This is a genomic window from Streptosporangium sp. NBC_01810 (genome assembly GCF_035917355.1).
GTDB lineage: Bacteria > Actinomycetota > Actinomycetes > Streptosporangiales > Streptosporangiaceae > Streptosporangium.
In genome coordinates this window covers 483,436-496,722 of sequence record NZ_CP109070.1, presented here as the reverse complement: position 1 = coordinate 496,722, position 13,287 = coordinate 483,436, and the positions used below count along the sequence as shown (strand labels likewise).

General features: G+C 71.5%; 16 protein-coding genes and 1 pseudogene. 6 read left to right on the top strand and 11 right to left on the bottom strand.

All coding sequences use genetic code 11. The annotated features are described in order from the left end of the window. Positions 1–73: 73 nt before the first annotated feature. The 7 genes from OIE13_RS02305 to OIE13_RS02275 form a co-directional block, all read right to left on the bottom strand. Positions 74–1,012, bottom strand: coding sequence for an acyl-CoA dehydrogenase family protein (locus OIE13_RS02305; RefSeq protein WP_326829464.1), 939 nt, complete (start codon positions 1,010–1,012; stop codon positions 74–76). Continuing rightward, entirely contained in the window at positions 1,002–2,459 is a 1,458-nt protein-coding gene (locus tag OIE13_RS02300; RefSeq protein WP_326829463.1) for a class I adenylate-forming enzyme family protein, read from the bottom strand. Before OIE13_RS02300 ends, OIE13_RS02305 begins: the two co-directional genes overlap by 11 nt. Further along, positions 2,456–3,571: an acyl-CoA dehydrogenase family protein gene (locus OIE13_RS02295; protein ID WP_326643628.1), complete on the bottom strand. Its 1,116-nt coding sequence runs from the start codon at positions 3,569–3,571 to the stop codon at positions 2,456–2,458. Before OIE13_RS02295 ends, OIE13_RS02300 begins: the two co-directional genes overlap by 4 nt. Further along, complete coding sequence (locus OIE13_RS02290; protein WP_326643629.1) at positions 3,568–4,392, bottom strand: enoyl-CoA hydratase/isomerase family protein; 825 nt, start codon at positions 4,390–4,392, stop codon at positions 3,568–3,570. The genes OIE13_RS02295 and OIE13_RS02290 overlap by 4 nt, the downstream gene beginning before the upstream one ends. Before the next feature lie 63 nt (positions 4,393–4,455). Beyond that, positions 4,456–5,643 carry a CaiB/BaiF CoA transferase family protein gene (locus OIE13_RS02285; RefSeq protein WP_326643630.1) on the bottom strand — a complete coding sequence of 396 codons (1,188 nt, stop codon included), beginning with the start codon at positions 5,641–5,643 and terminating at the stop codon, positions 4,456–4,458. Positions 5,644–5,651: 8 nt separating this feature from the next. Beyond that, positions 5,652–6,431: an IclR family transcriptional regulator gene (locus OIE13_RS02280; RefSeq protein ID WP_326643632.1), complete on the bottom strand. Its 780-nt coding sequence runs from the start codon at positions 6,429–6,431 to the stop codon at positions 5,652–5,654. 100 nt (positions 6,432–6,531) lie between these two features. Continuing rightward, positions 6,532–7,764, bottom strand: a complete 1,233-nt coding sequence (locus OIE13_RS02275) for an acyl-CoA dehydrogenase family protein (protein WP_326643634.1) — start codon at positions 7,762–7,764, stop codon at positions 6,532–6,534. Positions 7,765–7,837: 73 nt separating this feature from the next. Between OIE13_RS02275 and OIE13_RS02270 the strand changes: the two genes are divergently transcribed. Then, entirely contained in the window at positions 7,838–8,614 is a 777-nt protein-coding gene (locus OIE13_RS02270; RefSeq protein ID WP_326643636.1) for a crotonase/enoyl-CoA hydratase family protein, read from the top strand. Between the two features lie 32 nt (positions 8,615–8,646). On the opposite strand, the gene OIE13_RS02265 is transcribed toward OIE13_RS02270, so the two are convergent. Beyond that, on the bottom strand, positions 8,647–8,850 hold the full coding sequence (locus tag OIE13_RS02265; protein WP_326829462.1) for a hypothetical protein: 204 nt from the start codon (positions 8,848–8,850) through the stop codon (positions 8,647–8,649). Here OIE13_RS02265 and OIE13_RS36530 point away from each other — a divergent pair. After that, a pseudogene (locus tag OIE13_RS36530) lies at positions 8,810–8,938 on the top strand (hypothetical protein); the annotation flags it as partial. The gene OIE13_RS02265 and the pseudogene OIE13_RS36530 overlap by 41 nt on opposite strands. A gap of 68 nt (positions 8,939–9,006) precedes the next feature. On the opposite strand, the gene OIE13_RS02255 reads toward OIE13_RS36530, so the two are convergent. Next, positions 9,007–9,168, bottom strand: a complete 162-nt coding sequence (locus tag OIE13_RS02255; RefSeq protein ID WP_326643639.1) for a hypothetical protein — start codon at positions 9,166–9,168, stop codon at positions 9,007–9,009. 77 nt (positions 9,169–9,245) lie between these two features. Here OIE13_RS02255 and OIE13_RS02250 point away from each other — a divergent pair, with 77 nt between their 5' ends. The 3 genes from OIE13_RS02250 (at position 9,246) to OIE13_RS02240 (ending at position 12,048) form a co-directional block, all read left to right on the top strand. Next, the gene (locus tag OIE13_RS02250) at positions 9,246–9,437 is read left to right on the top strand and encodes a hypothetical protein (protein WP_326829461.1); all 192 of its coding nucleotides are present in this window, start codon (positions 9,246–9,248) and stop codon (positions 9,435–9,437) included. A 101-nt stretch (positions 9,438–9,538) separates the two neighbouring features. Beyond that, on the top strand, positions 9,539–11,233 hold the full coding sequence (locus OIE13_RS02245) for a hypothetical protein (protein WP_326643643.1): 1,695 nt from the start codon (positions 9,539–9,541) through the stop codon (positions 11,231–11,233). Between the two features lie 32 nt (positions 11,234–11,265). Then, positions 11,266–12,048: a hypothetical protein gene (locus OIE13_RS02240; protein ID WP_326829460.1), complete on the top strand. Its 783-nt coding sequence runs from the start codon at positions 11,266–11,268 to the stop codon at positions 12,046–12,048. A 19-nt stretch (positions 12,049–12,067) separates the two neighbouring features. Here OIE13_RS02240 and OIE13_RS02235 read toward each other — a convergent pair whose 3' ends face one another. Next, positions 12,068–12,442, bottom strand: coding sequence for a hypothetical protein (locus OIE13_RS02235; protein WP_326643647.1), 375 nt, complete (start codon positions 12,440–12,442; stop codon positions 12,068–12,070). Between OIE13_RS02235 and OIE13_RS02230 the strand changes: the two genes are divergently transcribed. Further along, positions 12,428–12,676 (top strand): hypothetical protein, encoded by a 249-nt coding sequence (locus OIE13_RS02230; RefSeq protein WP_326643649.1) that lies wholly within the window; start codon positions 12,428–12,430, stop codon positions 12,674–12,676. The two genes, OIE13_RS02235 and OIE13_RS02230, sit on opposite strands and share 15 nt — an antisense overlap. On the opposite strand, the gene OIE13_RS02225 is transcribed toward OIE13_RS02230, so the two are convergent. Further along, positions 12,648–13,040: a hypothetical protein gene (locus OIE13_RS02225; protein WP_326643651.1), complete on the bottom strand. Its 393-nt coding sequence runs from the start codon at positions 13,038–13,040 to the stop codon at positions 12,648–12,650. The genes OIE13_RS02230 and OIE13_RS02225 overlap by 29 nt on opposite strands. Positions 13,041–13,287 lie beyond the last annotated feature (247 nt).

Genomic DNA, 13,287 nt, shown 5'->3' with positions numbered 1-13,287 from the left:
GACGAGGCGCGACCGATACGGTCGCGCCTCGTCGCCGGTTCGGTCGCCGGTTCGGTCGCCGGTTCGGCTCGGCTCAGGCGGCCGGTACCAGCCTGACCTGCCGAGCGAACCTCTCGGCCTCGGTGGCCAGCTGCGCGACCCGCTGGCCGAGCCAGGACAGTGGGCCCTCGAGCGAAAAGCCGATCGCGCCGTAGGTCTGGTGCGCCTGGTAGACCGCCTGCCGGGAGGAGCGCGCCGCGGCGCGCAGCGCGGCGTGCACGTCGATCTCGGCCGCACGCGGGTCGTCGGCGTCGTCGAGCGCGTCGGCCGCCCGGCGCGTCAGCAGCGTCGCCGCCCGCACCTGCGCGTCGATCTCGGCCAGCGGGTGGGCGACCGCCGTGAAGTCGCCGATCCGGGTCCGGAACTGGGTGCGCTGTCCGGCGTAGGCGACGACATCGGACAGCACGCGCTGGCCCGCGCCCGCCAGATAGGCGGCCAGACCGAGCCGGGCCAGCAGCGCCGTACGCGGCCCGACCAGCACCTCGGGGCTCGCGGGTACGAGCTCTGCGGCGACGACCGGCTCGTGGCCGAGCGAGACCCAGTCCTCGCGCACCTCGCCGAGCGCCACCGGCCGGACCCGCCAGCCGTCCTCGTCGTACCGGCCCAGCTCGAAGATCCGGTCGGCGCTCGCGCCCCACGGCATCGCGGTCGCGGTGCCGGCGGTCAGCACCAGCGCGCCGGCCATCGCCGCCTCGGCGTCCTCGGCCGGCAGCGCGTCCAGGGTCAGCAGGGTCTGCCACCACGGGCCCGGGCAGCCGCCCTGGCCGAGCGCGTCGCCGGCCGCGACCACGTCCAGGGCGCCGGCACCGAGGTCGGGCGCGGTGAGCCCCAGCGCCCCCGCCTCGGCGATCGCGGTCCATCGGTTCCGGGGGAAGATCGGCCTCGGCTCGGGTTCGGGCAGCTCGGACAGGATGCGCGCCAACGTGCGCTGGAAATCGCGCTGTTCCTGGGAGTAGGGCCAGTCAGTGCTCATCGAGCCACCTCTTCAGCGTGAGCTTGTCGATTTTCATCGCCGTGGTCAGCGGCATCGCGTCGCGGACGACGATCCGCTTGGGCACCTTGTACCCGGCCAGCCGTTCCCGGCAGTGGCGGTCCAGGTCGCCGACCAGAGCGCCGGTGGACCCTGCCGCGGGAACCACCACCGCCTCGACCCGCTCGCCCCAGCCGGGATCGGAAACGCCGACGACGGCGGCCTGCGCCACGTCCGGGTGCTCGCACAGCACCCGCTCCACCTCGATGGGGAAGACGTTCTCGCCGCCGGTGATGATCAGCTCCTTGAGCCGGCCGCGCAGTTCGATGCTGCCGTCCGGGGCGCGGGCGGCCAGGTCGCCCGAGCGCACTCCCTCCTCCGGCACCGGCTGCGGTACCCCGTCGACGAGGTAGCCCGCCATCTGCCACGGCGCGCGCACCACCAGCTCACCGACCTCGCCTGCCGCGACCGGCTCACCGGCTGCGGAGACGATCCGCAGCTCGGCGCCGGGAACCGGCCAGCCGATCCCGCTCATCCTCCCTCCGTTCTCCCAGGAACGCAGCCGCGCCACCGCGCCGAATTCGGTGGCGCCGTAGCCGGTGATCAGGGTGGCGTGGCCGAAGCCGCGGCCGAGCCGCTCGGGCAGGTCGGGCTCGGAGGCGGTCGAGCCGAAGAGCACGGTGCGGATGTGTCCGGTACGGGACGAGTCGAACGCGGGATGGTCGAGTATCCGGTTGAGCGCGGTCGGAGGGCCGAACAGCCGGTTCGCCCGGCCCGTGAGAAGCAGGTCCACCGCCCGGCCGGCGTCGAAGCGCGGCTCGACCACCAGACCGCCTCCGACGTACAGCGTCGAGAGCGCGCAGGTGGCGAGCGCGATGTGGAAGAACGGCGCGAAGAACAGCTCGGTGTCGGTCCGGCGCGCTTCGAGGGCGAGCGCGCTGCAGGCCAGGTAGTCGGCGAGCCCGGCCGTCGACCAGACCGCGCCGCGAGGCGTCCCCGTCGTCCCGCCGGTCCCGAAGACGATTGTCGGCGCGTCGCCGGGCGTCCGGTGGTGCTGCCAGGACGCGGCCGCGCCGACGAGCTCGCCACTCAGGTACGACGGCACCCGCGTCTGCGGGCGATGTCCGTCGCCGACCACGATCGCGGACGGCCGGACCGCGTCCAGGTACCGCGCGAGCTCGGCAGGTGCGAGCTTGACGTTCAGCGGCGCCGCGGTCGCGCCGCCGGCCATGATCCCGATCAGGACCGCGAGGTGCTCGGCTCCCGGGTCCATCGCGGTCCCCACCCGGTCGCCGGGCCCGATGCCGCGGTCCGCCAGCGCGCCGCCGATCTGGTGCGCGCGCCGCCACAAATCCGCCCAGCTCCACGCGGTCGCCGGGTCGGTGACCGCGGGCGCCTGCGGGGTCTGCAGCGCATGCCGACGCACCACCTCCACGAACGAGCCGGTCATCGGCCACCGAGCCCGAACTCGGCGCGCGCCAGCACGCCGCGCATGATCTCCGACGTACCGCCGGCCAGGGTTTCCATCATCGACTCGCGCCACAGGAAGGCCAGGTCGTCCTCGCGGCGGGTGGCCTCCAGGTAGCCGAGCTCCAGCGCGGCCCGTGCGATCTCCTGGGTCGCCCGCGAACCCACCAGCTTCACGCGCGCGGCCTCCGCGGTGCAGTCGGCGCCTTCCAGGGTGCGCGCCAGCGCCTCGGCGGCCAGCACCTCGACGGCCTGGACGTCGACCGCGAGTTGCTCGATCCGGTCCCGCAGAAGCGGGTCGTCGAGGACGTCCTGCTCCCGCGCCCAGCCCACCAGGCTCTCCAGGTCGCGGCGGACCCGGCCGGGCAGCACCATCAGGTGACGTTCGACCGCCAGCGCCTCCCGGATCAGCCTCCAGGCCTGACCCTCCTCACCGACCCGGTCGGTCACCGGCACGACCACGTCGTCGAGGAAGACCTCGTTGAGGCGGTGCCCGTCGATGGTCTCGATCGGCCTGATGTCGACGCCGACGGCTCGCAGGTCGAGGACGAGCAGCGTGTGCGGGTCGCCGTCGGCCACCCCGTCGGCCCGGCACAGCAGCCAGAGGTAGTCGGAGTGGTGGGCGTCGGAGGTCCAGCGCTTCTCCCCGGTGACCCGGTAGACGCCACCGTCGCGGACCGCCCGGGTACGCACCCCGCGCAGGTCCGAGCCTGCCTCCGGCTCGGAGTAGCCGAGCGCGAAGGAGATGTCGCCGAGCGCGATGCCGGGGAGGAAGCGCGCCTTCTGGTCCGCGGTGCCGTGCACGACGAGAGTCTTGGCGACGATGCCGGCGGCGAGATCGGGGCGCGCGGCGCGGGCGTAGGCGAGCTCGTCCCAGAGCGCGAACTCGTGGGCGAGCGTCTCCGGGGCGGCGCCGTCCTCACCGGGCCAGCCCAGCGAGAGCCAGCCGCGCCGGCCGAGCTCACGGTAGAGCGCCCGCGTCGGGCCGCCTCGGCCGTGAAAGAACTGACGTGGGTCGAGACCGTCGCCGATCTCGCCCAGCAGTGCCCGGACCTCGGCCCGGAACGCGTCGACGTCGGCGAGCTCAGCGGTCATGACCCCACCGTCCACCGCGCCGGCCGCTTCTCGGCGAAGGCACGGGCGCCCTCGAGAAAGTCGGGGTGCGACCAGTGCCGCTGAGCCAGGCGCCAGGCATCCTCCGCGGCGTCGTGGGGCCGACGGCCCAGCGAGTCCCAAAGCAGAGCGCGGGACAACTCGACGGCGCGCGGCGAGTTCGCGGCGATGCAGGAGGCCACGTGCAGCGCGGTCGACTCCAGGTCGGCGGCGGGGACCACCTCCTCGACCAGTCCGAGCGCGTGCGCCCGGGCCGCGTCGAGCCGGAAGGAGGAGCCCTGGAGGGTCATCCGCATCGCGGTCCCGAAGGGCAGCCGATGGGTCAGGCCGATGTTCTCGACCGCCCCGACCTGGCCGACACTGACATGGGTGTCCAGGAAGGCGGCGTGCTCGGCGGCGATCACCACGTCGGCGTCGACGACGAAGTGCAGGCCGCCTCCGGCCGCGATGCCGTTGACCGCGCAGATCACCGGCTTGCGGACGCCGCTTGCCAGGGGCGACCAGACGATCGGCTCCTGCGCGGCGGCCGCGGACGGGACCTCACCGGTCTCGGCGATCTCCTTGACGTCGGCGCCGGTGCAGAAGTGCCGGTCGCCCGCGCCGGTCACCACCACGGCGCGGAGCTCGTCGTCCTCGTTGACGCGCGCCCAGATGCGCGCCATCGGCTCGCGCATCCGGCGGCTCAGGGCGTTGCCGACCTCGGGCCGGTCGAGCCGGACGACGAGAACGCGGTCAATGACCGAAACGTCGAACCCGGCGTACTCCACGGCGCCGCCGCGGTCGGAGTGTGAAGGGAGAGTCATCACGCACTCATTCACTATGGAGAACCGTATTCTTTATAGTGTACGAGCGCCTGGCTATCGGGGTCAAGGACGCGCGGGTGCCCGGAAGACCGCGCGGGCGGCGCAGAGCGCGTCGACCTCGTCCTCGCCCAGACCCAGCTCCGCGAGCAGCTCGGCGGTGTCCGCCGCCTGCCCGCACCGGGGCCGGGCGACCGCGGGACTCGCCGAGAGCCGCGGCGCGGGCGCCGGCTGCGGCACGCCGTCCCAGTCGACGAAGACGCCGCGCACGGCGAGCTCGGGGTCGGCGACCGCCTCGTCCGGCGTGGAGACCGCGGTCACGCAGGCGTCGCTCCCGCGAAACCGCTCCACCCATTCGGCCCGGGTCCGAGAGGCGAAGATCTCTGCCAGCGCGGCCCGCTGCCCGGCCCAGCAGGACCGGTCGTGCTGCGGCCACTGGGCCGGCTCGAGGCCGAGTCCGTCCAGCAGCGCGCGGTAGAAGGCGGGCTCGATCGCGCCCACCGCGACGTACCGGCCGTCGGCCGTGCGGTAGGTGCGGTAAAAGGGAGCGGCCCCGTCCAGCAGGTTGGCGCCGCGCTCCGGGCGCCAGGCGCCGGAGCCGAGCATGGCGTGGATCATCGTGGTCAGGGACGCCGCGCCGTCCACCATCGCGCAGTCGATCACCTGACCCCGCCCGGTCCGCTCGCGCTGCATGAGCGCCGCGAGCACGCCGAGCGCGAGGTAGGCGCCACCGCCGCCGAAGTCGGCCACGAGGTTCAGCGGGACCGCGGGCGGTCGGTCGGGGTCGCCGATCGGGTGCAGCGCCCCGGAACGCGCGATGTAGTTGATGTCGTGTCCGACGGTCTGGGCCAGCGGTCCGTCCTGCCCCCAGCCGGTCGCCCGGCCGTAGATCAGCCGCGGATTGACCGCATGCAGATCCGCCGGCCCCAGGCGCAGGCGCTCCATCGCCCCCGGGCGCATCCCCTCGAGGAGGACGTCCGCGGAGGCCGCGAGCCGGGCCGCGATCGCGCATCCCTCCGGGTGTTTCAGATCGATCCCGATCGAGCGCTGGCCACGGGTGCGCGGGTCGTCGGCCGGCGCGGTGTCGATCACCCCGGCGGCTCCGGCGCGGTCGATCCGGATCACCTCGGCACCCAGGTCCGCGAGCAGCATCGCCGCGAACGGTACCGGGCCGAGCGCCGCGGGGAAGACCACGCGGATGCCGGTGAGAGCCTGCTCTCCGGCCTGAGGGAAGTACGCCGGGGGTGGGGTCAAGCCGGTGCCTATCTACTCAGCTGCCGCGACTGCGCGTTGGCCTCGCCGATCCGGTCGCAGACCTGGCGCAGCTCGACGCCGTACTCGGCAGCGGTGTCGTCGTCGATGAGATTGGAGAAGCCCACGGCGGCCACCACCAGGGTGACCCGCCCGTCGGCGTCGAAGATCGGGGCCGCGACCGTGGAGATGCCCAGCGCGTATCCCTCGTGGTCGACCGCCCACCCGCGTTCGCGGACCAGGTCCAGCTCCTGCCGGAACGCCGCGACGTCGGTGAGGCTCTTGGGGGTGAACGCCTGCAGTCCGTGCCGCAGGATCACCTCCAGCGAGGCAGGGTCCTCGTAGGCGAGGAAGGCGCGACCGAACGAGCCGCCCTGGATCGGGATCCGCTCGCCCGGCTGGAGGGTGATCCGGACCCGGTTGGGACGCTCCAGCTTGTCCAGCAGCGAGATCTCCTCGGTGCTCACCCGCCGGTAGATCACGATGGTGGCCATCAGCCTCTCCAGCAGCTCGCCGAGGTAGCGGCGCGCCAGGGAGAGCTCGCCGAACTGGCTGCTCGCCGCCGCGCCCAGCTCGAGCAGGGCCGGGCCGAGCCGGTAGGTGCGCATCCGCTCGTCGTAGTCGACCGCCTCGAGGGCGGTGAGAGTGCGGAGGATGTAGAAGACCGTGCTCTTGTTGATGCCGGTCTTCTCGACGATGTCCGCGAGCACCGAGGGGCCGCCCTGCGCCAAGGCGCTGAGCACCGTGAAGGCGCGCGTCACCGCGGGTGCCCGGTCCTTGTCATCGGTCATGGATCTCGTCCTTTCGGAGCCGCGCGGTCGGCATCGTTTCAGAAACGCGCGATCTTACTCGGCAAATGATTTCAGAAACGCGCCACCTTACTCGAAGGAATCAGAGATTGCGGTCGCCGGCGAGCAGACGGCCGGCGACGAGTCGGCGCAGGATCTCCGCGGACCCGTCGGCGATCTGGACGGTGCGGACCATCTGCCATGCCTCGGCCATCCCCACCTCGGTGGTGATCCCCATGCCGCCAAGGGTCTGCATCGCCCGGTCGATCGTCCGGGTCGCCATCTCGGTGGAGAGGATCTTGCACATCGCCGACTCCTTGAGGGCGCCCTCGCCGGCGTCGATCCGGGTGGCGGTGTCGAGGCCGAGGACGTGCGCGGCGTGCACGTACGTCGCGGACTCGGCCAGCGGGAACATCACCCCCTGGTGCTCGGCGAGCACCTTCCCGAAGGAGCGCCGCTCGGCGGCGTAGTCGAGCGCCTGGTCGAGTGCCCAGCGCGCCAGGCCGACGGACTTGGCGCAGTTGTACATCCGGCCCAGGCTGATCCCGCCCAGGCCGATGCCGGCAGCCCGGCCCTCCTCGCCGACGAGGAGCTCGGCCCCGACGTGGACGTCATCGAGCGAGATGATCGCGTGGTTGCCGCCGCTTTCGCCGTACAGGCCGATGACGCTGTCCACCCGGAGCCCGGGCGCGTCCATGTCGACGAGAAAGGCCGAGAGGCCGCCGCTGCGCTCGGCCAGCGCGGCCGGGTCGGTCACCGCGAAGACCAGGCCGTAGTCCGCGTAGGGACCGTTCGTCGTCCACTGCTTGGTGCCGGTCAGGCGCCACCCGCCGGACGGATCGGGAACCGCCCTGGTCCGCATCGACCACGCATCGGAACCCGCCTCGGGCTCCGACATCATGAAGCACATCGTCTTCTCGCCGGACATCAGGCCCGGCAGCACCCGATCGCGAACGTCTGCGGAGACCAGCCCGAAGACGAAGCTCGGACCGGTCGCCCAATGCGCCAGCGCCTCGTGGGCGAGCCAGCGGTGCGGCCCGCTGAGCCGGTAGATCAGCTCCCAGGCGGCGTACGTCGTGACCGCGCCCTGGCCACCGCCGCCGAGCTCCTCGGGCACGTTCATCGTGAAGAAGCCGGCCTCCGCGGACGCGGTACGGACCCGGCGGCGGCACTCCTCGACCTGAGCGACGTGCCGACCGCTGTCGTCGTAGCGGCCGCGCGGTTCGTTGAGCACGGCAGCATGCTTCTCGTGCAGCGGGAAGACCTCTGCTTGGAGGAAGCCTTCCAGGCCACTCAGGATCGCGGACGTCTCCTCGGACAACCTGGTCGTCGACATTCCATCCTCCATTGAACATTGTTCTTGATGTAGAATAACACGCCAGCCAGCCTGGGACGTCCGAGGAGGACACATGGAGAAGGAAACGGGTGGTGCCGTCCTAGTGGACGCGCACGACGGAATCCTCACGATCACACTGAACCGGCCCGAGAAGCGCAACGCGGTCAACCGCGCGGTCGCCGAGGGCGTCTCCGCGGCGCTGGACCGGCTGGAGGAGGACGACGCGCTGCGGGTCGGCGTGATCACCGGTGCCGGCGGCACGTTCTGCGCCGGACTCGACCTGGACGCGTTCACCCACGGTGAGGTCGCCCGCTCGGCGACCCGTGGGTTCGCCGGCATCGTGGAGCGGCCGCCGACGAAGCCGCTGATCGCGGCCGTGGAAGGCTGGGCGCTCGGCGGCGGCTTCGAGATCCTGCTCTGCTGCGACCTCCTGGTCGCCTCCTCGACCGCCGTCCTCGGCCTGCCCGAGGTCAAGCGCGGACTGGTCGCCCGCGGCGGCGGAGCACTCCGCCTTCTCCACCACCTGCCACGCAGCCGCGCCCTGGAACTGCTGCTCACCGGCGACCCGATCACCGCCGAGGATGCACACGCCTACGGACTGGTGAACCGGCTGGCCGAGCCGGGCCAGACGCTGCGGGTCGCCCAGGACCTCGCGCGCACCATCTCGGCGAACGCCCCGATGGCCGTGTCCGCGGCAAAGCAGATCATCGCCGAGGCGCCCCGCTGGCAGCCCGACGAGGCGTTCCGCCGCCAGGGCGAGATCCTCGCGCCGGTCTTCGACTCCGCCGACGCACGCGAGGGCGCGCTCGCGTTCAAGGAGAAGCGCGTCCCGGTCTGGCAAGGCCGATAGGAATCAATCTCACACCCACTCGTCGACCGCGGCTACGCACGCGGCAGCCGCCGGGCCGCGGTCGAGGCGTTCATCGCCGTCCAGCCGGCAGGGCCGGGCACCGACGCCGCGGCGGCGAGCACGGCCGTCGCCACCCAGATCCGCGACCAGGACGTCACCATCGCCGAGGACGGCAGCACGGTCTTGGCCCGGGGCGTGGCCAAGGACCGGCGCATCGGCGCCGCGGACACCGACATGCGCCACGGCCGCAAATCCCGCGCGGTACGTTTCGACGGCTACAAACGGCACGTGCTGACCGATCTGGACACCGGCCTGATCGCCGCGGTCGGCATCACCCCCGCCAATGTGCCCGAGGCAGCGGTCACCGACGCTATCACCGCCGATCTCGCCGCTCAGCAGGCCACGATGTCGTCGGCCATCGAGCCCCCCAGGCGCCGCGTCACACAACGGTGCAGGGCGGAGGCATGCCGGTCGAACAGCACCGAGAAAGCAGCGGGATCATGCCGGGCACGCTTGATCACCTCCGCGTCGTCCAGATCTGTCTCCGCACCCAAGCGTGAACTCCGTTTCCTCGGTCCGGTCCCCCCCTTTCACCCGATGCCACGAATCGAGTTCTCCAAGCCTCCGTTTCATGGACCTGACCGCGGAGTTCATCGCACCACCGGAGTTCACCGTGCCACCGGAGTTCACCGTGCCACCGGAGTTCACCGTGCCACCGGAGTTCATCGCACCACCGGAGTTCACCGTGCCGCACGGCGCCGTCCGCGTCCGCCGGCGCCGATCCAGCGCGCTCTCCTCCGCCGCGGACCGTTCTTTCCGCTGACATGCGCGCCATATGCCAAAATGATCACGCCTCCCAGAGGCATGAATCGGTCTATCCGGATTGCCGAAAAGGCGCTCAGCGCCATCAGGAGGGGATGTCGGTTGTCCGTGACGGACCTGGAGCTTGCCGGCGAGCTTCGCGAGCTTGCCGATCACCCCCACCTGGCGGCCCGTCAGGACCAGCTACGTGACCTCGCAGACGCGGTCACCGATCCCGACACGGCCGGACACTGGTGCGAGGTCGATCTGTTCGCCGCCTTCGCCCCCGATGACACCATCCTCGTGGACGGGGAACCGGCGGGAACCACGTCCTCGCCGAGGAGACCGGGGTGGCGACGAGGGCTCAGCGGCGCCATCGGTCCCGCCCTCGTCTTCGTACCGATCTTCATCACCTGGCTCGGCCTGATGATGGCCACCGGCGCCTACGGCGACGTCCTTGAGGCCGGCGGCCTGAACGCGGCCCGACGGCCCTTCCTGGAGATGTGGCAGCAGGGCTTCGACGGCAGGTTGCCGGGGTTCTTCGAGTTCGACAACATCGCGCTCTGCACCCTCGCGGCCATCTTCTGCCTCATCTGCTGGACCGTGTTCGAGAACATCACGCGGAACACCAGGGAGGACGCCGCGGAGCGGACGCTGCGTGCCCTCCGCGTCCGGCTTCGCGGGGCGCTGACCGAGGCGAGCCTGGTACTCGGCAAGGTCCGCCTCTCCTCACCGGAGCGGTTCGGGGCCGAACTCAACAAGGCGGCGGCCGACATCGGCTTCGTCGGGACCACGGCGCGCAAGGTGCACACCGAGTTGGTCGAGGCGCTCACCCTGACCCTGGAGGCCACCCGCAAGACCACGGACGCGCTGGCCGGCAGCGCGATCGACGTGCGCGACGCCGTCGAGCATCTGGGCGGGCACCTGGCGGCCGTCAACAGCACCTGTGACGACCTCGCCGCGGCGGTGGCCCGGTTCTCGGCCGTGATCGACATCGCGGGCTCCACGGCCGGCCGGGCCGTCACCGATGCCGGTGACCAGTTGTCGACGACCATCTCCCGGACCACCCTCGACATGCGCCAGGCGTTCAACGACGAACTCGTACGGTCCATGAAGTCGGTTCAGGGCAGCGTCTCCGGCCTGAACCTCCGGATCAACGAGCTGGTCGGCGTGACGGCGGGCATCGGCCATGCCGTCGACCGCGCGGCCATCTCGATCGATTCGGTCGGCTCGTCGACGGAGAAGGCGGTCGACCTGCTCGGCGCGCGGGTCACCGACAGCATCGCGGGCACGGCCAGGGAGTTTCACCGGACCTTCGAGGGCACCGGTACGGAGATCCGGGAGGCCCTTGAAAGCTGGTCCGCCGCCACCGGGATCCACGCCTCCCGGATCGACACCACCATCGAGACGGTCGCCCTGCTGGAGCAGACGCGGGAGGCGCTCGACCGGCTTCCCACCGCGCTCGCGAGCGTGCTGGCCGACCTGCCTTCGAGGGAGCTCGCAGAACGCGAGGTGACCGACTCGGAGCAGGCGAGTACCCGGCTGCGGCTTCCGGCCGACGGCCTCTGGGCTCTCGCCCCGGCCGGCGGTCCCGGCAAGGACGGGAAGAACGACAAGGGCAGAGGCAACGGCGAGGGCCCCAACGGCGGCGGGGACAGCGGAGGCGGGGACAGCGGAGGCGGCCGGGCCGACGGCGGCGACAACGACCAGGCCAACGGCAACGGCAACGGCAACGGCAACGGCAACGGCAACAACGAAGCAGACGACAGCGGTGACGACGAGCCGGACTCACGCCAGAGAGCTCGGACCCCGCAGTGACCGCCCGCCGAAGAACCTCCAGCACGACCCTGATGGCCGGTTGGCTCTTCGCCGACCTGCTGCTCGGACTCACGATCATCATGCTGGGAGCGCAGGCACCACCCCCCTCACCCACCGACCTCGTGACGGACACCGCTCGGCTCCAACCGGACCCCTTCCAGTCCCTGCCTGCCCCCGCCCGGCCCCCGACCAAAGAGCCCCCGGCCGAAGGGCTACCGGCCGAAGAGCCCCTGGCCGAAAAGCCTTCAGCCGAGAAGCCTCCGGAGAAGAAGGCCCCGGAGAAGAAGGCCCCGGAGCAAGAGAGCTCGGAGAAGAAAACCCCGGAGAAGGAAACCTCGGAGAGAGAACACCAGCCCGAGGAGCCCTCGGAGAAGAAGAGCCCGGCCAAGAAGGAACCTGGGGAAAAGAGTCCCGCCAGACCCGCCCCCTCGGCTTCTCCCTGCACCGGCCTGATCGGAGGCGTCCGGGCGAAACCGGTCACGCTCTCGTTCCGGGTCACCCCCGGTGCCGGTGACGGCGTACTGACCGCACAGGTCCGCCAAGAGTTGCGCAGGTACCGGGACAACCTGGCCGGACGGCGCGTCGGCATGGTCCTGACCTTCGGCTCCGACTCCGACGGCGGCGCCAGAGGCGGCGTTCAACTGGCCACCCGGGTCAACACGGCCATCCGCGAGACGTACCCGCGCATCTTCGGAACGGCCGTGACCCGGAACTTCCACGACCTCTCCGCCCCTAACGGGTCGATCTCCATGGAGATCTACTTCGTCACCCACGGCTGCGCCCCCACGTCCCCGAACCCGGGGTCACCCGATTAGGGCGTGTTCGGGGTTCAGATCATGAGGTTGTGGATTCTCCTGCACGGCACCGTACGCCCCCTCGGCCGGTCACCGTCACCACCGGCGACCTCACCCACGCCGGCGCCTCCGGCCCCCGCTCCTGCTGAACGGTCAGGTGGCCGTACCTGGACAGGACCGCGGCCAGGTCTCCGGGCTTGCCGCGGAACCGGCCGCCTCCGCCGGCCACCGGGGCGTCGGGCACCGAGTGCGTGCGGGCGCGCGCCGGCTCGTCGAACATGAAGCCCGGAATGCCGAGGTAGTCGGCCTCGCCGCGGGCGACGAGCCGCGCCTCCTGCGCCGTACGGCCGAGGTAGCGGGGTTTGCGGCTCAGGGCCACGCCGGCGACAACGCCACCCGGGTGGTGATCGCCCACCGGCTCTCCACGGTGGTGGCCGCCGACCGCATCGTGGTCATGGACGAGGGACGCATCGTCCAGCAGGGCACCTACAACGAGCTGCCGGCCGTGCAGGACGGCCTCTTCGCCCGGCCGGCCACCCGCCCCAGCTCTCCTGATCACCCCCGGGCGCGGCCGTCCGCGTCCGGGCGGTTCTCAGGTGTCGAGCCGGCGGGTGGCCTGGTCAGCCACCGACCAGCGGAACGAGTTTGATGAACGACACAACCGGGTCACAGGTCAGATCGACCGTCTCCGACAGGTCGTCGATCTGCCGCTCCCCGATCAGCAGCACGAACCCGTTGCGCTGGAACGCCCGCTCGGCGGTGTCCGCCTGCCGTTCCCAGTCGATCCGCCGCTTCGCGCCCATCCGGTAGCCGTTCAACTCCACCTCGGCGTCCTCGGGACGGACCAGGCCGTTGAACCGGGCGGCGGGGGCCTCGTTGTACCGGGCGACCTCCTCGCGGACCCTGAGCCGGACCAGTTCCCGCGCCGAGATGCTCTCCGGCAGGTCGGGGAGGGTGAACTCCTCTTTCGGCTTTCCCGCCGCGGTCTCATCTCTGAAGGTGACCGTTGCCATCTAATAGCTCCACAAATCATCGGAATCACTGCGACGGCCATCAATAGCATTTAAATCCGACAGAACCCATCACACCGAACCGCCGTCACCTATTTGCGACCATTCCGGCGGGCGACCCGAGAGGCGCGGCCGACCCACCGCCATGATCTGCTGGGCGGCGTCCGCGCGGTTGAAGGTACGGTCACGGCCAGCTGGGTGGCGTTCGGTCTTCGCGACCTCGACGCGTACGGTTGGAACGCACGCGTCA

What these genes read in the sequence shown, in the direction of transcription:
- OIE13_RS02305 (WP_326829464.1), bottom strand. Translation starts at nt 1,012, where the DNA reads ATGAGCACTGACTGGCCCTACTCCCAGGAACAGCGCGATTTCCAGCGC.
- OIE13_RS02300 (WP_326829463.1), bottom strand. Translation starts at nt 2,459, where the DNA reads ATGACCGGCTCGTTCGTGGAGGTGGTGCGTCGGCATGCGCTGCAGACC.
- OIE13_RS02295 (WP_326643628.1), bottom strand. Translation starts at nt 3,571, where the DNA reads ATGACCGCTGAGCTCGCCGACGTCGACGCGTTCCGGGCCGAGGTCCGG.
- OIE13_RS02290 (WP_326643629.1), bottom strand. Translation starts at nt 4,392, where the DNA reads ATGACTCTCCCTTCACACTCCGACCGCGGCGGCGCCGTGGAGTACGCC.
- OIE13_RS02280 (WP_326643632.1), bottom strand. Translation starts at nt 6,431, where the DNA reads ATGACCGATGACAAGGACCGGGCACCCGCGGTGACGCGCGCCTTCACG.
- OIE13_RS02275 (WP_326643634.1), bottom strand. Translation starts at nt 7,764, where the DNA reads ATGTCGACGACCAGGTTGTCCGAGGAGACGTCCGCGATCCTGAGTGGC.
- OIE13_RS02270 (WP_326643636.1), top strand. Translation starts at nt 7,838, where the DNA reads ATGGAGAAGGAAACGGGTGGTGCCGTCCTAGTGGACGCGCACGACGGA.
- OIE13_RS02265 (WP_326829462.1), bottom strand. Translation starts at nt 8,850, where the DNA reads ATGTCGGTGTCCGCGGCGCCGATGCGCCGGTCCTTGGCCACGCCCCGG.
- OIE13_RS02250 (WP_326829461.1), top strand. Translation starts at nt 9,246, where the DNA reads ATGGACCTGACCGCGGAGTTCATCGCACCACCGGAGTTCACCGTGCCA.
- OIE13_RS02240 (WP_326829460.1), top strand. Translation starts at nt 11,266, where the DNA reads ATGGCCGGTTGGCTCTTCGCCGACCTGCTGCTCGGACTCACGATCATC.
- OIE13_RS02225 (WP_326643651.1), bottom strand. Translation starts at nt 13,040, where the DNA reads ATGGCAACGGTCACCTTCAGAGATGAGACCGCGGCGGGAAAGCCGAAA.